Below are 21272 nucleotides of genomic sequence, written 5' to 3'. Positions count from 1 at the left end.
GCGCCCGCCTTCGCGAGCTCCAGTGCGATTTCCTTGCCGATGCCGCTTGCGGCACCCGTGACGACTGCGGTCTTGCCATTCAGGTTGCTCATTTCGAATTTCCCGTGGTGAAAGGATTGACAGGGAGAAAGGACTGCGGACGTGTTACTGAGCCAGGTAATCGTAGACGACTTCGCCGAGGCCGAGTGTCAAATCCGCGACGAGGTGGCGCGCTTCGATGATCTCGAGCACTGGCAGGTCGGCCACCGGCGCAAGCGCGTGCGGTGCCAGCTCGAGCGAGGCGGGGCCCGTCCACGCGCCCTTCATCTTGATGTCCTGCATGTAGTAGCGCACCAGTTCGCACACGCGTGCGGTGCCGTCGACGTGCGGGATGATCTTCAGCAGGAAGTTCGGGCCGGCGAGGCGCTTCGTCTGCTCGTCGATATCGAGTTCCTTGTGCTTGTAGCCCATCGTGCCGGTCGCGACGCGCACCTTGCCGTAGTCGAGCGTGCCCAGGATGTGGTCGGTGTTCACGTGCAGCGTGGGCGACGCGAGCTTTTTCGGGAAACCCCACAGCTCGCGGCCGCCGGCGATCGGCGGGTGATCGTCGAGATACATCGCGAGCGTGTAGCCGCCGGCCTGGCCGTTGTACTCGACGGGAATCACCTGGCCGCTTTCCGTGTAGTCGCCGAAGCCGGTCGAATCGGCCATGCGAATGAATTCGTAATGCACGAGCGGCTCGGTGATCTGCAGCGGCTCCGGGACGATTTCACGCAGACGGTCCGGATCGGTGCGATACGTGATGATCAGAAACTCACGATCGACGAAACGGTACGGGCCCATCGGAAAGGCAGGGCTGGTCAACGGCATCGCAAACGCTTTCGATCTGACATCGCTGGGTTTCATGCGGACTCCTTGTTGTTGATCGCTTCGTGGATGAGTGCACGTAAGCTCGTAATCCTATGCCTGTGCGTTGCCGTTGTGCGATGCCGCAATTGGAATTAATTGTTGCCGATTTCGAATGATTTGCAACGCAAATATTGAGATGAACGGTGCAAACGGCATGGCGCGTGCGCGGCGCTCCGATGCTCGCACGCGTCGATGACGCCACGATGTGAAAAGGGTGAGCCTTTACGGGATGATTGGTGAGCGTTTACGGGAGACGGTCTCGCGGGAATGTGACAAATGTGTGAACTTGTGTTGCAGTGCAGGTTCTAAGTGCGTTCGCGCGCGGCGCACGGGCCCCGTCCTGATCATCGGTCGCCGACGCATTAAGCATTGCTTAAGCGAGTGAGCACTAGCATCGTTCGCATCCGACCGGCACGCCCGGTCCCATCATGACGTTTCACGCAACCGGATTCATGCAGAACCTCAATCTCACCCTGTTTTCCGCCGTCAATGCCGGCGCCACGGCACACCCCGGCGTTGCCCGCTTCGCGATCTTCGCCGCCGACTGGCTCGTCTACGCGCTGCCCGTGATGCTGCTGCTGACCTGGATTTTCGGCGAGCGCCCGACGCGGCGCCAGGCGATCGAAGCCGGTGTCGGCACCTGCGTGGCGCTTGCGCTCGCGCAGGTGATCGGGCATTTCTGGTTTTCGCCGCGGCCGTTCATGGTCGGGATCGGCGCGCAATTGATTCCGCATGCACCGGACAGCTCGTTTCCGAGCGATCACATGACGTTCGCGTGGAGTCTCGCGGTCGGCATGCTGCTCGTCGGCAGCACGCGGTTGACCGGGTTCGTGATGGCCGCGATGGCCGTCGCGATTGCATGGGGTCGTGTGTATGCGGGCGTGCACTGGCCGTTCGACATGGCCGGCGGCGTGCTGGTCGGCACGGCCGGCGCGCTGGCCGCGCACTTGTGCGGGCAACGCGTGGTCGAACTGCTCGAGCGGATCGGCGACGCGGTGCACGCGGTGATGATGGGGCGCGAACGCACGCCGTAAGCGGTGGAACGACCGGCCGGACGCCGTCAACCGGGCGTCCTGGCCGCGTCAGTCGAAGCGGACGGGCCGCTGCCCGCTTCGTGCAGTTCAGGTGTTTCGCCCGGGTGCCGGGCGGCGTCGCGTTCGAGAGAGCTTTCCTTCAGGATCGCGCACATCGCGACGAACAGCGCGAGCACGACGGCCGCCAGGCCGCAATAGCCGGCGATCTTCAGGTGGCGAAGGAAAGGCGAAGCGTGGCTTTCTTTTGTCATGACCGGGCGCTCCTCGGCGGGCTGCGGCGGCTGTCGCCCGACAGCGGCGTCGCAGACATACATATATACCAGCCGCCTCGCCAATGCCAAGCCCGCCGATGCGCGGGTGCCCGTTCCCGTCAGTCTTCCAGCGTTTCATGCACGGCCGTGGCGCCGCGTTTCCAGTAGGCCGCCGCGCGGATGCGCGACTTGTCGACGCCGCGCTCGCCGGTCAGGTGCTGACGCACCGCGCGCATCGACTGCGCTTCACCCGCCGCCCACACGTAACCGTCGCCAGAGGACGGCAGCGGCAGCTCGCGCACGGCATTCAACAGCACGTCGCCGTCCGCCGCGTCGGCTTCGGCACGAAAGCGCCAGATTTCATGCACGTCGGCACGCGTATCGAACGCGATCTGCGCGGTGCGATCCGCAACTTCCAGCACGACTGCCGCGCGCGCGCCGGCCGGCAATTGCTCGAGACGCCGGGCGACCGCAGGCAACGCCGTATCGTCGCCGATCAGCAGATGCCAGTCGAAATCGATCGGGACGACGAACGAACCGCGTGGGCCGCCGATGCCGAGCCATTGGCCGACGCGCGCCTGCGCCGCCCACTGCGATGCGGGGCCCGGATGGTTCAGCACGAATTCCAGATCCAGTTCGCAGGCGGCGCGGTCGAAGCGGCGCGGCGTGAAATCGCGCGCGATCGGCTTTGCTTCGCCTTCGGGAAACTCGGGGCCATTCGCGCCGAGCGTCGGCATCGCGGGCTTCGCGTCGCCCGGTGCGGGGAAAAACACCTTCACGTGATCGTCGAACGACGACGATTCGAAATCCGCGAGGTCGGGGCCGCCGAGGGTGACGCGCAGCAGGTGCGGCGTTACCGTGTGGACGCGCAAGACCTGCAGCAGGCGGAACTTGAGGGTATGGCGCACGCGGGTGACGGCGCGTTCGGATGGGTTCTGCATCAATCCGTTCTCCTGAGTTTTGAAGGGGCGGCGCGGATTACGCGCCGGTGCCGCCTTCGATTTCGGCCGTCGCGCGGCGCATGATCGCCGCGATACGCCGCTGTTCGTCGGCATCGGCCGCGCTCTTGTGGAGCAGTGCCCGCTTCAGTGCGAGGCGGGCCTCGACGAACTCGGGCAGCCAGCCGGGCTGTGCTTCGTCCTGCGCTTCGCCGCCCGCCGATTCGCCGGCGAACGCGCGGCGCATGAATTCCATCTTGCGCGCGAGGTGCGTGAGGCGTGCGAACAAGGTATCGACGCGTTCGTGCTGCGCGTCGAGATGCGCGCGGCCGGCGTCGGTCAGCGCATAACGCTTGCGGTTGCCTTCGGCCTGCGACGCGACGAAGCCGACTTCCTCGAGATACGTGAGCGCCGGATACACCATGCCGGGGCTCGGGCTGTAGAAACCGTTCGAGCGCGTGTCGAGCGCCTTGATCAGTTCGTAGCCGTGGCTCGGCTGCTCGGAGACCAGCGCGAGCAACAGCAGCTGGAGATCGTCGGAGCTGAACTGGCGGCCGCGCGGCATGCCGTCGTCGCCGAAATCGCCAAAGCCGCCGCGCCCGCCACGGCCGCCGAACGGGCCGCCGCCGCCAAACGGGTCGTGGCCGCGGCGATGGCGGCCGATTGCGTGCCAGAGCCCGGCGAACCAGTCAGGGCCGGCATGCGCACCATGACCGTCGCATCGGGCATGGCCGCGGGAGGGGTTGTGTCGCATGAGCGTGTCCTATATGTCGTAAAACATATCTAAAGATATGTATCTAAAGATATATCGTCAAGCGGATTTATTTGGGGTGCGATTCCGAATTTGATGGAGCAGATGACTGTAGACTCTCAATGATTGTGAGCTTATTCACACATATTGATTTCCGAAATTAATAGATCGAGGCTATTGACGGGTTGGCATCGCGCGGATCCCAATTCGTCCGTTCTTCGGCAATGGATCGGTTCATGACCACGGCTCCATCCGCTTCATGGACTTTCACAATGCGGTGAACGGTATCGACATGGTGGCATTCCGCAAGGCATTGTCTTCGGCGAGCTTTTACAAGACGTGGCAAGGCCGCTATGACAAGCAAGCGTGGTCGCTTCTCACGAAGTATGTTGGCGAACTGGTGTAGGAGCCGGCCATGCAGATTCATGTTGCGGATACTGCTCTCAACCGCGGGGAGCTAGTAGCGCTGCTAGCAGCAATTGAGCGGTAAGCCCTCGTCGCCTGAATGGATCGTCGGTATTGCAATCCGCGCTTTTCCTGAATCAGAACTCTACGCTAGCTAGGCTACTGAACTTGCAAGCGCTTCTGTGAACGCAGCCAGCATCAATTCTGGACGCCAACCGCCGTCGAGCCTGATCGATGTGGCGCGGCGCTCGGACATGCGGCAGATGGTCGGCACGATGCTGACCGAGAGCGATGCGATGAAGGGCCTGGCGCGTTCCGTCCGTTTCACGCTGCCGCGCCAACCGGAGCGCGCATTCGTGACTGATCTGAGGCTCGACCTGGATACCCGTTTGGGAGCGTGAATGAGGAAGGTTGCAGGCAGCTGCGCCGCCTCGATACGCGGCAAATCACGGGGATCCATTCGCTCTCGCCGAAGCCAGGTCCGCGTGAGCCGGCTCAGCGAGCATCATGGCGCCCTTCGTCCATCTTCGCGACAGCCTCTTTCAGCAGCCCGCGCAACCAGGTGAGCCCAGGGTCTGAGGTCCGGTGCTTGTGCCATTGCATCGCCTGCTCCATCGTCGGTACCGGCACCGGCACCTCGCGCAGCACGATCGGCAGGCTGCGCGCGGCCTCCGCGGCGAGCCGCCGGTGCATGGTGGCGATCCGGTTCGTGCCGGCCAGCAGGTGCGCCGGCGACACGAAGCTGTACGTGCTCGCCTCGACCCGCCTCACAACGCCGAGCCGCTGCATGAACCAGTCTTCGATCGCCGTCTGTGCGTCGCCGACCTGCACGACGACGTGCCCGGCCGCCATGTAGCGCTCGTTCGTCATCTCGCCTTGCGCGAGGGGGCTGTCGCTCCACATCACACAGCAGTAGGTTTCCTCGAGCAATACCTCGGCCGGATGCTCGGTCGAGCAATACTCCTTGGGGATGATCAGCAGATCCGCTTCACCGCGTTCCAGCAAGCGGTGGGGATACGCGATTTGCGGGCGCAGCTCGAATCGGATGCCGGGTGCTGCCTTGTAAGCGAGCGCGAACAGGTGCGGGATGAGCGTCGTCATCGTGTAGTCCGAAACGAACAGGCGGAACAGCCGGTTCGCGTGCGCCGGCACGAATTCGGGCTGAGCCGCCACCGTCGCGTCGACGCGCACAAGGATGTCGCGCACGGCGTCTTTGAGCGCGTCGGCGCGCGGCGTCGGCTCCATCTTGCGACCGACCTGCACGAGCAGTTCGTCGTTGAAGTATTCGCGCAACCGCGAAAGCGCGTTGCTCATCGCCGACTGGCTCAGGTGGATCTTTTCGGCCGCCCGGCTGATGTTCTGTTCGCTCAGGAGCGCGTCGAGCGCCACGAGCAAGTTGAGGTCGAGCTTGTTGAACCGCATGCGCGCTGTCTCCGTTCTCCTCTTCGCTACCGCGTGACCGTGCCGTATGCGATATCAGGGTTTAACCTGAAAGTATTGATGCCGTCGATAGCGGCAATGGATCGAATCCATTTTCAGGATACATCAGCCTGTCCTAACCTAGCCACATCTCGACGCGACGGCAGCCCACGCATCGTATCGGGAGGCCAGCGTCAGGTCATTTTCGGATCGAACGTACCGCTGTACCTCGGCCGTCTGCACCGCGCTTTCCACTATTAAAAGAGATGCCAGGCGGCGCAAACGCGCCTCCAGGAAGAGGAGACAGCATGTCCACGAAACTGATCGCAGCCGTTGTCGGTTGCGCCGTGTTGGCGACGGGGTTGATGAAAAACGCACAGGCATTCGAAGGCGGCGTTTCACCGTATCCGGCCGGAGCGGTGGGGACGAACATCGCCAACCTGCCGCCGATCCCCGGCCTGTTCGCACTGGAACAGTTCAACTACAGCTTTGCGAACGGCCTCTATGGCAACGACGGCAAGAAACTGCCGATTCCGTTCCGTACCTCGGTGTTTTCGGAAACCACGCGTCTGCTGGCGGCATATCCGTTCCACCTGCTCGGCGCAAACGTCTATACGCAGCTGGTCATTCCCGTTGTGTCATTGCATAGCACCGTGTTCGGGCAGTCGAGCACGCAGAACGGCCTCTCCAACATCACGCTGACGCCTGTGTTGCTGCAATGGAATCTCTCGCCGAACCTGGCGATTGCGTCGGGCATCGACGTTGCATTCGAGACGGGTTCCTATAGCCCGGTCAAGTCGAGCGTCGCGGTGGGCTACACCTCGGTGCAGCCGGTGATCTCGATTCGCTACAACGTTCCCAACGGAATCGACATCGCGCTCGCAAACCGCTTCCTGCTCAATCTGAAGAACGGCACGACGGACTACAGCTCGGGGGACGGTTACGTCGCGGAGTTCAACGCAGGCTGGAACTTCGGCCCGTGGAAGCTCGGCGTGGTCGGCGCGTACCTGAACCAGTTCAGCGACGACAAGGCCGGCGGCGTGAGCGTGGGCAATCGCATGCGGACATTCGGTATCGGTCCGTCGATCGTGTACGACGCGAGAAGCTGGAACGTCAACCTCAATTATCAGCAAGGCATCTATGCCGCAAACACGGCCAAGAGCAGCAGTGTGTGGCTGAACATCGCCATCCCGTTGTGGGCCGGCTTCGGGCGCAAGGGCTGAGCACCGTTTCGCGCGCCGGACTGCGCGCGAGAACCGGTCATCAGCGCCGTCATCGAGCAGTACGCAATTTCAATCAAGGCAATCAGCATGTTCCGATACTTTCCAACCAACTATGTCTGGAATCTGTCCGTCAATCTCGCCATCGAAATGGGCGCGCGCATCGGTGAAATCGAGGACATGTGCGGGCCGCTCCAGGAAGCGGCCAGGCAGCCCGACGCTGACGGCACGCGTGCGTTTCGCGAAGCGTGGGTCGAGAAGGCCGATCGCCTTTGCGATCTTGCGCAAGACGACGAGGCACAGGGGCGGCGGTTGTCGGCGGGCGAGAAGTACAAGCGTGCCGCGATCTATCTGATCACGGCCGAGCGCATGCTCGCGCACGATGCCCCGGGGCGTATCGAGCTTTACCAACGCTCGCTCGATACGTTCGACGATGGCATCGCACGCTCCGGCGACAACTGCGAGCGCGTCGCCATTCCGTACGGCGACACGCATCTGTCCGGACTCCTTGTGAAATCGAAGAACGCCGACGCGCGCAGTCCGCTGCTCGTGCAGGTCAACGGGCTCGATTCGACCAAGGAAATGAAGTACTTCGTGGGCTTGCCGGCCTGGCTGGCCGCGCGCGGCGTGTCGTCGTTGATTGTCGACCAGCCGGGTACCGGCGAAGCGTTGCGGCTGCGCGGCCTGAATGCGGTATACAACTCGGAAGTCTGGGCGAGCAAGATCGTCGACTGGCTCGAAGGCCGGGACGACGTCGATCCGAAGCGGATCGGCATGGAGGGCGTGTCGCTCGGCGGCTACTACTGCCCGCGCGCGGTCGCGTTCGAGCCGCGTTTCGCCTGCGGTGTGGTGTGGGGCGCCAACCACGACTGGCGCGACGTCCAGAAAAAACGCCTGCAGCGCGAAGGCAACTTCCCGGTGCCGCACTACTGGAAGCACGTCTGCTGGGTCTGGGGCGCGAAGGACATCGACGACTTCATGTGCATCGCCGAAAACGTGCATCTCGACGGTGTGCTCGATCGTATCAAGGTGCCGTTCCTCGTCACGCATGGTTCGCAGGATTCGCAGATCCCGGTCGCCTGGGCTCATCGCACGTACGAGCAACTCGTGAACAGCCCCAAGCGCGAGCTCAAGATCTTCACCGAGCGCGAAGGCGGCGTCCAGCATTCGAGCTTCGACAACTCGATCAACGCGGGGCACTTCATCGCCGACTGGATCGCCGAAACGCTCGGCGGACGCACCTCGCTCTGACTCATTCACCCATCTCAAGCACGCACATCTCATGAATATCATCGGACCCGATACGCTGGTCTTCGGCGTGGACGACGTCGCCGCCTGCCGCCAATATCTGCTTGACTACGGGCTGCTACCGGTGCGCGGCGACGACACCGGCGGCCGTTTCGAGGCACTCGACGGAACGGGCATCGACATCGCGCGCCGCGACGATCCGGCGTTGCCGCCTGCGCTCGGCACGGCAAGCATGCTGCGCAAGACGATTTACGGCGTCGCCGATGCCGCGACGATCGACGCCATCGCGGCGGAGCTGCGCCGCGACCGCGAAGTGAGCACGCTCGCCGACGGATCGATCGAATCGCTCGACGACATGGGCTTCGCGATCGGCTTCCAGGTCACCAGGCGCCGTTCGCTTGCCATGGCCGCCGAACCCGTGAATGCGCCGGGCGCGCCTGCACAGCGCGCGCCGAACGTCGTGGCCGTGAGCGACGATGCGGTCCTGACTCCGCGCACGCTTTCGCATGTCGTCTACTTCGTGCCGGATGCCGCGAAGGCCGAAGCGTTCTATGTGGAGCGTCTCGGCTTTCGCTGTACCGATCGATTCACGGGCGTCGGGCCGTTCCTGCAGCCGGCCGGCACGCTCGACCATCACACGCTGTTCATGATTCAGACGCCGCCTTTCATGAAGGGTTGCGAGCATTTCACGTTCCATATGGGCGGACCGACCGAAGTGCTGCAGGCGGGCACGCGTTTCGTCGCGAAGGGCTACCAGTCGTTCTGGGGGCCGGGGCGTCATCGGTTCGGCTCGAACTGGTTCTGGTATTTCAACAGCCCGCTCGGCTGTCACGTCGAGTACGACGCAGACATGGATCTGCACGACGATGCATGGAACGCGCGCGAGGCGCCAATGGGTGCCGACGCGTCGCAACTGTTCCTGTTCCAGCATCGCGACAAGTGGGCGCCGGGCGGTCCTCCGCCGGGGGCGGCCGCGGCGAAGTCGGATTGACGGCGAGCATCGTTCCGTCATGTCCGAGACATATCCCGATCGCATCCGTCTCGCAAACGTCGACGATCTGCCCGATCCCGGCGCGCGCGGTTTCGATCCCGATGGGCAGGGGCACGACACGCTTTTTGTCGTGCGGTACGGCGCGCAGGTTCGTGCGTATCGCGATGCGTGCCCGCACTTTTTCGGCGAAACGCAGATGGCCTGGCGCAAGGACGCCTACCTGAACGGAGACGGCACCCGCATCGTCTGCCACGCGCACGGTGCGCAGTTCGATATCGCAAGCGGTGAGTGCGTACTCGGCCCGTGCCTCGGTCAGCGGCTGACGCCCGTCGAGATCGACGTGACGGACGACGGCACCATCGTGCTGATCGCGACATGACACACCCACACCAGACATAACAAGGAGACACCCTGATGGCAGCCCCTCTTCAACACGTCCTCGTCATAGGCGGCGGCTTTTCCGGTATGGCGACGGCGATCCAGTGCGCGAAGCTCGGCCTCACTGTCGACCTCGTCGAGATCGACCAGGGCTGGCGCTCGTACGGCGCCGGCATCAGCATTGGCGGGCCCACGTTGCGTGCGCTGCGCACGATCGGTGTGCTCGACGCCTTCTTCGAACGCGGCCACGGCGGCGACGGCGTGAATCTGTACACGGCCGGCGGCCAGTCGATCGGCACGCTGCCGACTCCGCGAGTGGCCGGCGAGGATGTTCCTGGCGGCGGCGCGATCATGCGCCCGGTGCTGGCCGATATTCTCGCCGAGGCGACACGCGCCGCAGGCGTGCGCGTGAAGCTCGGCTGCACCTTCTCGCGGATCGAGCCGCGCGGCGAACAAGTGGACGTGGCGTTCACGGACGGCACGCACGGTACCTACGACCTCGTGGTTGGAGCGGACGGCCTCTACTCGAAAGTGCGCGCCGCTACGTTTCCCGATGCGCCGAAGCCGCGCTATACCGGCCAGGGCGTGTGGCGCGCCGTGGTGCCGCGACCGGCGGAGATCGCTTGCGCGACGATGTGGCTGGGGCACCGGATCAAGGCGGGTGTCAATCCGGTTTCCCGGGAAGAAATGTACGTCTTCGTCACCGAGGACAGGCCGACCAACGACTACATCGATCCCGCCGAATGGCCGCGCATGCTGTCCGAGTTGCTGGCCATGTTCGACGTGCCGCTGATCCGGTCCATCCGCGCGCAGATCGGCGCCGATTCGCGCGTCAACTACCGTCCGCTGGAAAGCCTGTTGCTGCCGGCGCCCTGGTTCAGCGCACGGGTGGTGCTCGTCGGTGATGCGGTGCACGCGACCACGCCGCATATGGCGGCGGGCGCGGGCATCGGCATCGAGGATGCGATCGTGCTTGCCGAAGAGCTGGGGCGCGGTGTGACGGTGGAAGCTGCCTTGCAGGCATTCCAGGCGCGCCGCTGGGAGCGCTGCCGCATGGTGGTGGAAAACTCCGGGCGTCTTGGCGAGATCGAGATTGACGGTGGCGACAAGGAGGAACACCGGCGCATCATGCACGAGACGCATATGAGTCTCGCGCGGCCTATCTGACGCAAGCGGAGGCACGATGGAGACGAACCTTTCCCCCACGACGCCGGCACGTGCCGACCTGTCGATATCGACCGACACGACGCGGCTTGGCGCGCTCGGCGCTGTCGCGCTGATGCTCGCGCACTGCGCCGGCATGGTCGATCTGGTGGCCTTGCCAGTCTGGGTCGGCACGTTAATCGGTGCGTATCGGCTCGATCCACAGCAGGCGGGCCTGCTCGCCACGCTATTCCTGGCCGGTGCCGTTCTGAGCAGCGTCTTCTTCTCCCCGCGCTTGAATCGCCTGCCGGCGCGCGCGATGTCGACCGTCGGCTTCGGCATCGCGGCGTGCGCGTTTCTCGGCATCACGTCCGTATCGGTTGATCGCTATCTGACGATGGCGGCCCTGCATGCCGTCGCGGGCGTCGCTGTCGGATGCGGTCTGAGCTTCACGCACGGCACCGTCGGACGAAGCCGCAATCCGCATCGTCTGTTCGCGAGCGCCGGCCTCGCGCTCGGCATCTTCGCGATCGCGTTTCTCGGTACCGTGCCGGGATTGATCGCAACGCATGGCGGCCCGATGCTGTTTCGTGTTTTTGCGAGCGTGATGGGCGTCGCCGCGATCGCATGCGCGCTCGCGTTTCCGTCGATTCAAGCGCGCCTCGTCGCGGCAACCGGCGGCGAGCCTCGCTTCGAGCGCGTCGTCTGGTTCGGCATGGCAGGCGTCGGCTGCATGGCGCTGACGCAGTCGATGCTGTTCAGTTTTGTCCAGCGTATCGGCCTCGATCGCGGATTCGGTTTGAGTGCCGTGATCGCGACGCTGATCGCGCTCGGCTTCGTCAACCTGTTTCCCGCTCCCGTCGCGGGACTGCTCGAAACGCGCGTGCCGGGCCGCAAGGTCGTGCAGGCCGGCCCCGTTGTGCAGGCCGCGCTCGCGCTGGTCATCACGCAAAGCACGGCGTTCTTGCCGTACGCGGCGGCCACCTCGGTCTTTGCCGCCGTGATGATCTTCACCCACACCTTCGCGTTCGGCATGCTGGCGCGCATCGACCGCACCGGTCGCGCCGTTGCCGCGACGCCAGCGATGCTGATGACGGGCGCCGCCATCGGCCCGGTGCTCGGCGGCACGCTCGTCAAGCAGTCCGGCTACGGCAGCCTCGGGTTCGCTGCAGTGCTGATCGCTGCCGCTGCGGCGATCTGCTTCTCGCGGCTCGATCGCCATCCCCAATCCGAAGGAGTCTGAACATGAAGCCCGCTCGACGGTTTGTCGATCTCTCCATCTATCTCGAGAACGACGTTCTCTCCGATCCGCCGCCGCTCGCACCGAGGATCAGCTATCAGAAGCACAGCGACACGCTGCCCGAATTCATGGCGATGCTGCCGGGTACAAAACCCGCGGACTATCCCGATGGTGAAGCTGCCGCCGCGGAGTGGGTCACACTGACGACCCACAGCGGTACACATCTCGACGCGCCCTGGCATTTCCACTCGACGATGGATGCGAGCCTGGGCGAAGCTCGGCCGTCCATCACGATCGATCAGGTGCCACTGGAATGGTGCTTCCAGCCGGGCGTGAAGCTCGATTTCCGGCACCTTCCGGACGGCTACGTCGCGACGGCGGCCGACGTCGAGGCCGAACTCGCGCGCATCGGCCATGAACTGCAGCCGCTCGATATCGTCGTCGTGAACACGCGGGCCGGATCGCGCTACGGGCACGACGACTACGTCAATGCGGGCTGCGGCATGGGCTATGAAGCGACCATGTACCTGTTGGAGCGTGGCGTGCGCTTGACCGGCACCGATGCATGGAGCTGGGATGCACCGTTCTCCTATACCGCGAAGAAGATCGCGGAAACGGGCGATACGTCGCTGATTTGGGAAGGGCACAAGGCAGGGCGCGATATCGGTTATTGCCATCTGGAGAAACTGCACAACCTCACGGCCTTGCCGCCGAGCGGCTTCACGATCAGTTGCTTCCCGCACAAGATTCGCGGCGCGTCGGCAGGGTGGACGCGCGCCGTCGCGATTCTCGATGACACCGACGTGGAGGCAGCAGCATGAGCTTTCCAGCGATTCGTCGCGTGGTGACCGGACACGATAGCGACGGTCGGGCAGTCGTCGCATCCGACTGTCCTCTGCCGACCGTGGTGGAAATCGCCGCGATTCCCGGCACCGTATTCCACGAAGTGTGGAGCACGTCGTCGAGCCCCGCCATGGTGGACAACGGCGCCGATCCCACGATCGGCGCACTCGTGCTGCCGCCGCCGAAGCACGGCACCCGTATGCGCTTCGTCGACATTCCGCCCGACACACCGGAATTTCTCGCGCACGGTGCGGTGAAGATGCACGATGCGTTCAGCCAGATCGGTGACGCAGCAGCGTCGACGGTGAAGGCCGGCTCGCCGCATCCGCTGATGCATCGCACCGAGTCGATCGACTACGGCGTGGTGATCGAAGGCGAAATGACCTTGATCCTCGACGATGCCGAAGTCGCATTGGCGCCGGGCAACGTGGTGATTCAGCGGGGAACCAACCATGCTTGGGCGAATCGCTCGGGCCGCCCATGCCGGATGCTGTTCGTTCTGATCGACGGCGCCTACGATCCGGCGATTGCCGCCGTGCTCGACACGCCCGCACCCGGAGGCGCATGATGAAATTCGCCACCTTGCCCGAGGGCAGCGCCGATGGCCGCTTGCTGCTCGTGTCGCGCGACCTGCGCCATGCCGTCGAAGCCGCACCGATAGCAACGACTCTGGCTGATGTGCTCGATCGCTGGGACGTGCTCGCGCCCAGCTTGCAGGCGCGTTACGACGCGTTGAACGCCGGCAGCGTGCCCGAGGCGCGCCCGTTCCATCCGGCCGCATGCGCTGCGCCCTTGCCGCGCAGTCCGCAGTGGTGCGACGGCTCGGCGTTTCTGAATCACGGCCGCCTGATGGAGCAGGCGTTCAATAGTCCGCCGATTCCGGAGTTCGATACGGTGCCGGTCATGTACCAGGGCGCCAGCGACGACTTCCTCGGCCCGGCCAGCGACGTGCCCTTGCCTGAAGAGGCCGACAGCATCGACTTCGAAGGCGAATTCGGTGTGGTGGTGGGGCACGTGCCGATGGGCGTATCGGCCGCTGGTGCGCTGCGCTGCATCCGCCTGATCGTACAGCTCAACGACTGGAGCCTGCGGGCGTTCGGCCCGCGCGAAATGAAGACGGGCTTTGGTTTCCTGCAGGCCAAGCCCTCGACGAGCTTTGCACCGGTTGCAGTCACGCCCGACGAACTCGGCGAGCACTGGCGCGACGGCCGCGTGCATCTGAGCCTGCACGTCGAATGGAACGACCGCTGGTTCGGTCATCCGCATGGACGCGAAATGAACTTCGGCTTCGGCGAACTCGTCGCGCATGCGGCCCGCACACGCCGCCTGTCGGCGGGGACGATCGTCGGATCCGGCACGGTGTCGAATGCCGATCGCAACGCGGGCTCGGCGTGCCTCGCCGAGCGCCGCGTGATCGAAATGATCGACGAAGGGGCCGCGCGCACGCGGTTCATGCGCTTTGGCGACCGGGTCAGGATGACGGCGTGTGATGACGCCGGCAACGCACCGTTCGGCACGATCGATCAGCGGGTTGTACGCGCGCCGCGCGCCGACGACGAGGAGGCTCGGCCATGAGAGTGCTGGTGACCGGGGCGGGCGGATTTGTCGGAACGGCGTTGGTCGAACGGCTGCTGCACGACGGTATCGTGGAGCCCGGCGATGTGTCGGAACTGTTGTTGGTCGACCGGCAAGCGGAGTGGCCGTACGACGATGCTCGAGTCACGGCACTGGTCGGCGATTTCAGCAGCCCGGAGATTCTCGAGCCGCAGCTGTCGAAACCTGTCGACGTCGTCTTTCATCTGGCGAGCATGCCCGGCTCGCAGGCGGAAGCCGAACCGGCTGAAGGCGACCGGGTAAATCTGTCGGGGATGCTGGCGCTGTTCGAACGCCTGGCGAAGCAAGCGACGGAGCAGGGGCGTGCGGCGCGCGTCGTTTATGCCAGCAGCGTTGCGGTGTTGGGCGAGTGGTTACCCCCGTCCGTGGACGAGCTCACCCTGCCGCGCCCGACGATGAGCTACGGCGTGCACAAGCTGGTTGGCGAGCTGATCCTGGCCGACTGGACGCGACGCGGCAAGCTGGATGGCCGTGCGTTACGCCTGCCGGGCATCGTGGCTCGTCTGGCGCTTTCCGCGGGACATGGATCCGCGTTCATGAGCCAGATCTTCCGCGCGGCGCAAAGCGGGCAATCTTATACATGTCCCGTTTCGCCTTCGGCCACCGTGTGGTGGATGTCCCGCAAATGCTGTGTCGACAACCTGCTGCACGCCGGACGCATGTCCGCGGAGGGATTGCACGTCGGCCGAGTCTGGACACCCCCAGTGCTGCATCTGTCGGTTCAAGAGATCGTCGATGCGTTGGTCCGGCGGTTCGGCTCGTTCGACATCGACTACGCTCCGGTGGAGCGGATCGAGCGGCTTTTCGGACGACAACCGCCGCTGACCGATCGCCGTGCCATCGAGGCGGGATTTCGGCACGACGGTACTATCGACGCGCTTGTCACGCATGCGCTCGAGCCGTTGAGCAAATTAATTCTGTCGCTCTAGGATCCATACTGTTCAGGGCATCTGGCGCCTGAGTTGACGGCTCAACACGTGAAGATGGACTGGTGAGATGAAGCGGAAAGACAGGCGATTCCGGACGAGGTGCTGGTCGGTCACACCTCGCTGCGCGAGATCGTCTTCATGGGAACCGGCGCGGCGAGCCATATCTATCTGGAACTTGCGGAAGCGATCGGCATGCGCGCCGCGTGTTGCTACAAGCGATACCGAAAGCTTCCCCGGTTTTCATATGTCGTAGAGGATGGTTCGTCGAAATTGGCTACCTATGCTCGGAACCGCTGGACGATGCGACCTCACCTTCGTTAACGCATTCGCGACCAATTTTCATGAGTTCTACATTCTGCGCATGGTCGCGGGCGTAGGAGTGGGAGCCGAGGGTGAGATCATCGCACCGTATCTGGCAGAGTTCGTCGGTAGCCGCTACCGCGGCCGCTTCACGGGCGCACTGGCTGGATTCTTCTCGTTCGGCTTCGTTCTCTCCGCACTTCTGGGCTATCTCGTCGTGCCGACCGGTCCCAACGGCTGGCGTTACCTGATGATCATTGCGGCGCTACCGGTGGTGTTCTTGCTGTGGATGCGGCGTGCACTGTTCGAGTCCCCGCGCTGGCTTGAAGAAATGGGCCGTCACGGCGAGGCAGCGCGCGTGTGCGAAGCAATTGAAAAACACGTGGAGCGTGCCACGGGCCAGCCCTTGCCGGCACCGCAAAAGAGCCCCGGCCGCACGGTGCCGTCGGGCGCTACCGGGCACACCAATTTCTTTGGTCGGCTGGCCGTGCTGTTCAAGCCGCAGTACCTCACCACCACGATTGTGGTCTGGGCACTCTGGATTGCGGTCATCTTTTGCTACTACGCATTCCTGGTTTGGATCCCGAGTCTTCTGGTAGCCAAAGGATTCACCGTTACCCGGAGCTTCTCGTTCACCATCCTGATCTATCTGGCGCAGATTCCTGGCTACTACTCCGCAGCCTATCTGAACGACAAGATCGGTCGAAAATACACCATCGTGGTCTACATGCTTGTCGCATGTCTGGCGGCGCTGGGACTTCCATTCGCAACTGGCGATACAGAGATCGTCCTCTATAGCATGCTGCTGTCCTTTGGCATGAATGGTGTAATCGCCGGCCAGTATCGAGTGGGTCGAGCACTGGTCGGGTTCACATATACGAACACTCGGTTCGAAGATGTGGTGCGTACCTCGTCGACGCCATTCTCCGGAACCGCGGCGTTCAATAATTTCGAAGCCCTCGCCACCTACAATCTGACACCCGCCTTCATGCTTGGAGCGTCCTACGACTACACGAAGGCTGAATCTGCGAAGTACCTGCAACTCAACGTGGGTGCCTTGTACAACCTTTCCAAGCGAACACTTCTCTACGCTACGACGTCGTGGGAACGCGCGACGGGTATTGATTCGACTGGGAAAGCCGCGGTCGCTGCGTTGACATTTCTGACGCCCTCTTCTACCGGCGGCCAAGTCGCTGTTCGCGCGGGTATTCGGCATAACTTCTGATAGAAGGGCAATAAGTAACCACTGGCCGTCCCGGTGTTCCACGGGGCGGCCGATGCAACTGACCTACAAGGGGGAGGGTCTCTTCCCAGCCGCAGGGCGCAGTGGCTGACGTTGTTGCGTTACGACCGTCCGTTGGACAATGGCACTCAAAGTGCTTTGGATCAGATCATGTGGGCCTCCCCATCGCGCAGGCTTACGGCAAAGCAGGCAATGCGATCCCGCCATGCCGTCGGCACGGCATCGGCGTTTACGACGAAATAGAATGTCGACGAGGCGGTCTCGCGAATCTCGTGGGCGACAGTAAACGTTCGGAATCCTGCTGACAATCGGGCGGCTCTCGGCAATCACTTCTACCAAGGCGATTTGCCGGTTGTGCAGCATTTGTGCAATGGCGTCGAGCGTCAGGCCGAGACCACGCAGCGACTGAATCGTGTTGATTGTCGACACACTGGCTTCGTCGTACAGCCGGTAGCCTGAAGTCGAGCGGCCGATCGGCTTCAGCAAACCGGTTTGGTCGTAGTAGTGCAAGGCGCGAACAGTAATGCCGCAACGCCGGGCGAGCATGCCAACCGTCAATGGCATAGAGACTCCGTCAATAGAACATAACGGCGTAAATCGCAGCGCTGCTATCTGATTTTGGCCTTGTCACACAAGGCTGGGCCCCACTGCTTGATATGAGCGACTGCTTCAAAGACGCACGCGCTCCAGGAATCCGACATCGGCGCAGGGAGTTGCACGGCGGTGTTCTGTCAGAATACCCGCCTAATCCCCTTGACCGAGCGCGGAATGGAACTCAGACAATTGCGCTATTTTCTTAGCGTCGTTGAACACGGAAGCATGGGCAAGGCAGCGCTGGAACTCGGCGTGGTGACCTCGGCATTGAGTCAGCAGATCAGCCGTCTGGAAGGCGAACTATCCACGCGTCTGCTCCAACGCACCTCGGGCGGCGTCGTTCCGACCGACGCGGGTTTGGCGTTCTGGCGTCAGGCGCAACTCGCGCTGCGCCATATCGACGATGCAGCGCTCGCGGCCCGCTCCGCCCGTCTGTCAGGCCATGTCAGCGTCGGCATGGCGCCCAGCACGGCGAGCGTGCTGGGTGTCGCATTCATGCAGGCCATGCGTTCACGCTATCCCGATGTACGGCTGCACATGGTCGAAAGTCTCTCCGGCTATCTCGCGTCCATGCTGAGCGCGCGTCAGATCGATCTCGCCGTGCTGTTCCGAGAGGAACCCGCGCAACGCTGGAGCGTGCTGCCGCTGCTGGACGAGCGGCTGTTTCTGATCGGCGCGAGCGATCTGGATGGCATGCCGACTAGCACGTCCGTCCGCCTGAAAAATCTCGGCAAGCTTCCGCTCATTCTTCCCAGCGGCACGCACGGGTTGCGATCACAGCTGTTATCGGCGTTCAAGCGCGCCGAATATCAGCCGAACATCGTCGCCGAGGTCGACGGTCTGGCGCTTCTGATGGACTTCGTCCGCACCGGCATCGGCGCGACGATACAGCCCGGCGCTGCGCTCGCAAGGCCCGAGAACGTAATACTCAAGAGCGTTCCCGTCGCGGAGAAATACGCCACGCGGCCCAACATGCTCGCCAGTATCTCCGACGACGAACTGTCTCCCGCCGGTCTCGCCGCGCGCGTGGTGCTCGTCGATGTCGCCCGTCAACTCGTGCAGGAAGGGCGCTGGCCCGGCGCGCGACTGCGTGATCATGGTCTTCACAAAAGATGAACACCCCTTGACGGCCGGCTCGTAGCCAAGCGGGCACTCGATCTTTACGATTCGTCCGAAAGGAGACAAGTCCAATGGTCGATGTGCTCGTAATCGGAGGAGGCAATGCCGCGCTGTGCGCCGCATTGATGGCGCGAGAAGCTGGCGCCTCCGTCCTGCTTCTCGAATCCGCGCCGCGCGAATGGCGCGGCGGCAACTCGCAACACACGCGCAATCTGCGCTGCATGCACGATGGGCCGCAAGACGTTCTCGTCGATGCCTATCCGGAAGAGGAATTCTGGCAGGACCTGCTGAAAGTCACCGGCGGCATCACGAACGAGCATCTCGCGCGGTTGACGATCCGCGCGTCGTCGTCGTGCCGGCCGTGGATGCAGAAGCACGGCGTGCGCTTCCAGCCGCCGCTCTCGGGAGCGCTGCACGTCGCGCGCACCAATGCGTTCTTCATGGGCGGCGGTAAGGCGCTCGTCAACGCGTACTATCGCAGCGCCGAAGCGCTCGGCGTCGATATCCGCTACGAAACACCGGTCGAATCGCTCGAACTCGACGGCGGCCGCTTCATCGCGGCGCGCAGCGGCAACCGGCGCTTCGAGGCACGCGCCTGCGTGCTGGCAGCGGGCGGCTTCGAATCGAATCGCGAATGGCTGCGCGACGCGTGGGGGCAAAACGCACGCGGCGAATGGCCTGCCGACAACTTCCTGATTCGCGGCACGCGCTTCAACACGGGCGTGCTCATCAAGCATATGACCGACGCCGGTGCGGACATGATCGGCGATCCGTCGCAGTCGCACTGCGTCGCCATCGATGCACGCGCGCCGCTGTATGACGGCGGCATCTGCACGCGCATCGACTGCGTGTCGCTGGGCGTCGTGGTGAATCGTGACGCCGAGCGTTTCTACGACGAAGGCGAGGATTTCTGGCCGAAGCGCTATGCAATCTGGGGACGGCTCGTCGCGCACCAGCCGGGACAGATCGGCTATTCGATCATCGACTCGAAAGCAATCGGCCGGTTCATGCCGCCGGTGTTTCCCGGCGAAAAGGCCGACTCGCTGCAGGAACTCGCGCGCAAGCTCGGGCTGCCGGAAGCGCGCTTCATGGAAACGCTCACGCGCTATAACGATTCGTGTCGCGACGGCACCTTCGACCACACCGCGCTCGACGACTGCCACACCGAAGGCCTCGAGCCGCCCAAGACGCACTGGGCGCGCCGCATCGATACGGCGCCGTTCTACGGTTATGCGCTGCGGCCAGGCATCACGTTCACGTATCTCGGTTTCAAGACCAACGATCGCGCGCAGGTCCACTTCGGCGGGGAAGCCAGCGAGAACCTGTTCGTGGCTGGCGAAATGATGGCCGGCAACGTGCTCGGCAAGGGCTATACGGCGGGCGTCGGCATGTCGATCGGCACGGCCTTCGGGCGCATTGCCGGGACGCAGGCCGCGCATGCGGCACTCAAAACTACGGAGACAACCAGTGCAACAGTCTGACGCGCTCGCATCCGAACGCACGCGCACGACGTTATCGCGCGATACGAGAAAAGGTTCACACGGCGGCACGGCGCGCGTGATCCCCATTGTGCCGATGAGCGCCGGTGAAACCGAAGTGGCGCGGCAGATGCAGATCTGCAACGCGTGCCGCTACTGCGAAGGATTCTGCGCCGTATTCCCGGCAATGACGCGCCGCCTCGAGTTCGGCAAGGCCGACGTCAACTACTTGGCGAATCTCTGCCACAACTGCGGCGCGTGTTATCACGCGTGCCAATACGCACCGCCGCACGAATTCGGCGTGAACGTGCCGAAAGCGATGGCTGAGGTCCGGCTCGAGACCTACACCGAATATGCGTTTCCTGCTTCGTTCGGCGCGCTGTACAAGCGCAACGGCCTGACTTTGTCGGTTGCCCTGGCGGCCGGACTCGGGCTGTTTCTGCTGCTCGGCACGGTATTGCGCGGCGGCGTGTCGGGCGACGTCGCGCCAGCGAACTTCTACGTGATCTTCCCGCACAACTTGCTCGCGGCGATGTTCGGCATCGTTTTCCTGTTCGCCTGCCTCGCGCTCGGACTGGGCGTCACGCGCTTCTGGCGCGACGTGTCGGCAGGAACGGCGAGCGCGAGCGCGCCAGCTGTCGCGGAAGCCGCCAAGCACGCGCTGACGCTCAAATACCTGGACGGCGGCCACGGCGACGGCTGCAACGAAGAAAACGATGCCTTCACGCTGGCGCGGCGCCGATTCCATCACCTGACGTTCTACGGCTTCATGCTGTGCTTTGCAGCAACCGCGGTCGCGACGCTCTATCACTATGCGTTCGGTCTGGAAGCGCCGTATCCGTTTCTGAGCGTGCCGGTGCTGCTGGGAACGGCGGGCGGCATCGGCCTGATTGCGGGGCCGGCGGGACTGCTGTGGCTGAACCTGAAACGCGTTCCGGAGCGGGGCGATGCTCGTCAGCGCCCGATGGACCGCGGCTTCATCGCGCTCCTGCTGCTGACGAGCGCATCCGGCCTCGTGCTGCTCGCGCTCCGCACGACTTCTGCAATGCCGTTGCTGCTTGCGATTCATCTCGGCAACGTGATGGCGTTGTTCGTCACGCTGCCTTACGGCAAATTCGCGCACGGCATCTTCCGCTCTGCAGCGCTGCTCAAGTCGTCGATCGAGAACCGGCAGCGCAGCACAGTGAACCTCGGGTCGGATTAGCAGTCCTCATGGCGCCTTGCGCGCCCATCACCATGGATAACA

24 protein-coding genes are annotated in these 21272 nt (G+C 63.7%); 17 read left to right on the top strand and 7 right to left on the bottom strand.

From position 1 onward, the window contains the following. Together DIE06_RS24555 and DIE06_RS24550 are read right to left on the bottom strand one after the other, a co-directional pair. The coding region (locus DIE06_RS24555; protein WP_124488979.1) for an SDR family NAD(P)-dependent oxidoreductase at positions 1 to 92 on the bottom strand (92 nt) is incomplete at its 3' end. 52 nt (positions 93 to 144) lie between these two features. Beyond that, positions 145 to 885, bottom strand: a complete 741-nt coding sequence (locus DIE06_RS24550; protein ID WP_124663598.1) for an acetoacetate decarboxylase — start codon at positions 883 to 885, stop codon at positions 145 to 147. A 455-nt stretch (positions 886 to 1340) separates the two neighbouring features. Between DIE06_RS24550 and DIE06_RS24540 the strand changes: the two genes are divergently transcribed. Then, a complete protein-coding gene (locus DIE06_RS24540; RefSeq protein ID WP_124663597.1) occupies positions 1341 to 1922 on the top strand; it encodes an undecaprenyl-diphosphatase in 582 nt (193 codons plus the stop codon). A 26-nt stretch (positions 1923 to 1948) separates the two neighbouring features. Here the strand turns inward: DIE06_RS24540 and DIE06_RS24535 are convergent, their stop codons facing one another. The 3 genes from DIE06_RS24535 to DIE06_RS24525 all read right to left on the bottom strand — a co-directional run bounded on the left by DIE06_RS24535 (position 1949) and on the right by DIE06_RS24525 (position 3865). Further along, positions 1949 to 2173, bottom strand: coding sequence for a hypothetical protein (locus tag DIE06_RS24535; protein ID WP_124663607.1), 225 nt, complete (start codon positions 2171 to 2173; stop codon positions 1949 to 1951). Positions 2174 to 2292: 119 nt separating this feature from the next. Continuing rightward, positions 2293 to 3114 (bottom strand): siderophore-interacting protein, encoded by an 822-nt coding sequence (locus DIE06_RS24530; protein WP_124663596.1) that lies wholly within the window; start codon positions 3112 to 3114, stop codon positions 2293 to 2295. A gap of 37 nt (positions 3115 to 3151) precedes the next feature. Next, on the bottom strand, positions 3152 to 3865 hold the full coding sequence (locus DIE06_RS24525; RefSeq protein WP_124663595.1) for a PadR family transcriptional regulator: 714 nt from the start codon (positions 3863 to 3865) through the stop codon (positions 3152 to 3154). Positions 3866 to 4121: 256 nt separating this feature from the next. Here DIE06_RS24525 and DIE06_RS38430 point away from each other — a divergent pair, with 256 nt between their 5' ends. Continuing rightward, positions 4122 to 4268 (top strand): hypothetical protein, encoded by a 147-nt coding sequence (locus DIE06_RS38430; RefSeq protein ID WP_185733468.1) that lies wholly within the window; start codon positions 4122 to 4124, stop codon positions 4266 to 4268. 181 nt (positions 4269 to 4449) lie between these two features. Further along, positions 4450 to 4668 carry a hypothetical protein gene (locus tag DIE06_RS24520; protein ID WP_124663594.1) on the top strand — a complete coding sequence of 73 codons (219 nt, stop codon included), beginning with the start codon at positions 4450 to 4452 and terminating at the stop codon, positions 4666 to 4668. Between the two features lie 94 nt (positions 4669 to 4762). On the opposite strand, the gene DIE06_RS24515 is transcribed toward DIE06_RS24520, so the two are convergent. Further along, on the bottom strand, positions 4763 to 5689 hold the full coding sequence (locus tag DIE06_RS24515; protein ID WP_124663593.1) for a LysR family transcriptional regulator: 927 nt from the start codon (positions 5687 to 5689) through the stop codon (positions 4763 to 4765). Positions 5690 to 5994: 305 nt separating this feature from the next. On the opposite strand from DIE06_RS24515, the gene DIE06_RS24510 reads away from it, so the two are divergent. The 11 genes from DIE06_RS24510 (at position 5995) to DIE06_RS24460 (ending at position 16817) form a co-directional block, all read left to right on the top strand. Continuing rightward, complete coding sequence (locus tag DIE06_RS24510) at positions 5995 to 6909, top strand: transporter (RefSeq protein ID WP_124663606.1); 915 nt, start codon at positions 5995 to 5997, stop codon at positions 6907 to 6909. An 87-nt stretch (positions 6910 to 6996) separates the two neighbouring features. After that, positions 6997 to 8157 carry a S9 family peptidase gene (locus tag DIE06_RS24505; protein WP_124663592.1) on the top strand — a complete coding sequence of 387 codons (1161 nt, stop codon included), beginning with the start codon at positions 6997 to 6999 and terminating at the stop codon, positions 8155 to 8157. Between the two features lie 31 nt (positions 8158 to 8188). Next, complete coding sequence (locus tag DIE06_RS24500) at positions 8189 to 9145, top strand: VOC family protein (protein WP_124663591.1); 957 nt, start codon at positions 8189 to 8191, stop codon at positions 9143 to 9145. Positions 9146 to 9164: 19 nt separating this feature from the next. Next, positions 9165 to 9524 carry a Rieske 2Fe-2S domain-containing protein gene (locus DIE06_RS24495; RefSeq protein WP_124663590.1) on the top strand — a complete coding sequence of 120 codons (360 nt, stop codon included), beginning with the start codon at positions 9165 to 9167 and terminating at the stop codon, positions 9522 to 9524. Between the two features lie 35 nt (positions 9525 to 9559). Then, positions 9560 to 10690: an FAD-dependent oxidoreductase gene (locus DIE06_RS24490; RefSeq protein WP_124663589.1), complete on the top strand. Its 1131-nt coding sequence runs from the start codon at positions 9560 to 9562 to the stop codon at positions 10688 to 10690. A 16-nt stretch (positions 10691 to 10706) separates the two neighbouring features. Then, positions 10707 to 11909, top strand: coding sequence for an MFS transporter (locus DIE06_RS24485; protein ID WP_124663588.1), 1203 nt, complete (start codon positions 10707 to 10709; stop codon positions 11907 to 11909). Between the two features lie 2 nt (positions 11910 to 11911). Then, positions 11912 to 12727: a cyclase family protein gene (locus tag DIE06_RS24480; protein WP_124663587.1), complete on the top strand. Its 816-nt coding sequence runs from the start codon at positions 11912 to 11914 to the stop codon at positions 12725 to 12727. Continuing rightward, positions 12724 to 13317, top strand: a complete 594-nt coding sequence (locus DIE06_RS24475; protein ID WP_124663586.1) for a cupin domain-containing protein — start codon at positions 12724 to 12726, stop codon at positions 13315 to 13317. Before DIE06_RS24480 ends, DIE06_RS24475 begins: the two co-directional genes overlap by 4 nt. Next, positions 13317 to 14324 carry a fumarylacetoacetate hydrolase family protein gene (locus tag DIE06_RS24470; RefSeq protein WP_124663605.1) on the top strand — a complete coding sequence of 336 codons (1008 nt, stop codon included), beginning with the start codon at positions 13317 to 13319 and terminating at the stop codon, positions 14322 to 14324. The genes DIE06_RS24475 and DIE06_RS24470 overlap by 1 nt, the downstream gene beginning before the upstream one ends. After that, entirely contained in the window at positions 14321 to 15292 is a 972-nt protein-coding gene (locus DIE06_RS24465; RefSeq protein ID WP_124663585.1) for an NAD-dependent epimerase/dehydratase family protein, read from the top strand. The genes DIE06_RS24470 and DIE06_RS24465 overlap by 4 nt, the downstream gene beginning before the upstream one ends. 280 nt (positions 15293 to 15572) lie before the next feature. Next, positions 15573 to 16817, top strand: a complete 1245-nt coding sequence (locus tag DIE06_RS24460) for an MFS transporter (RefSeq protein WP_124663584.1) — start codon at positions 15573 to 15575, stop codon at positions 16815 to 16817. Positions 16818 to 16880: 63 nt separating this feature from the next. Here DIE06_RS24460 and DIE06_RS24455 read toward each other — a convergent pair whose 3' ends face one another. Next, a complete protein-coding gene (locus DIE06_RS24455; RefSeq protein WP_124663583.1) occupies positions 16881 to 17399 on the bottom strand; it encodes a MerR family transcriptional regulator in 519 nt (172 codons plus the stop codon). Between the two features lie 204 nt (positions 17400 to 17603). Between DIE06_RS24455 and DIE06_RS24450 the strand changes: the two genes are divergently transcribed. The 3 genes from DIE06_RS24450 (at position 17604) to tcuB (ending at position 21230) form a co-directional block, all read left to right on the top strand. Then, complete coding sequence (locus DIE06_RS24450; protein ID WP_012372223.1) at positions 17604 to 18545, top strand: LysR family transcriptional regulator; 942 nt, start codon at positions 17604 to 17606, stop codon at positions 18543 to 18545. Between the two features lie 74 nt (positions 18546 to 18619). Then, positions 18620 to 20029: an FAD-dependent tricarballylate dehydrogenase TcuA gene (gene tcuA / locus DIE06_RS24445; protein ID WP_124663582.1), complete on the top strand. Its 1410-nt coding sequence runs from the start codon at positions 18620 to 18622 to the stop codon at positions 20027 to 20029. Then, positions 20016 to 21230, top strand: a complete 1215-nt coding sequence (gene tcuB / locus DIE06_RS24440) for a tricarballylate utilization 4Fe-4S protein TcuB (RefSeq protein WP_124663581.1) — start codon at positions 20016 to 20018, stop codon at positions 21228 to 21230. Before tcuA ends, tcuB begins: the two co-directional genes overlap by 14 nt. The last annotated feature ends 42 nt before the right edge of the window (positions 21231 to 21272 follow it).

The sequence above is a fragment of the Burkholderia sp. Bp8998 genome (assembly GCF_003854235.1).
GTDB lineage: Bacteria > Pseudomonadota > Gammaproteobacteria > Burkholderiales > Burkholderiaceae > Burkholderia.
Note: the sequence above shows the minus strand (reverse complement) of the source record. Positions and strands in the feature narration are given on the sequence as shown.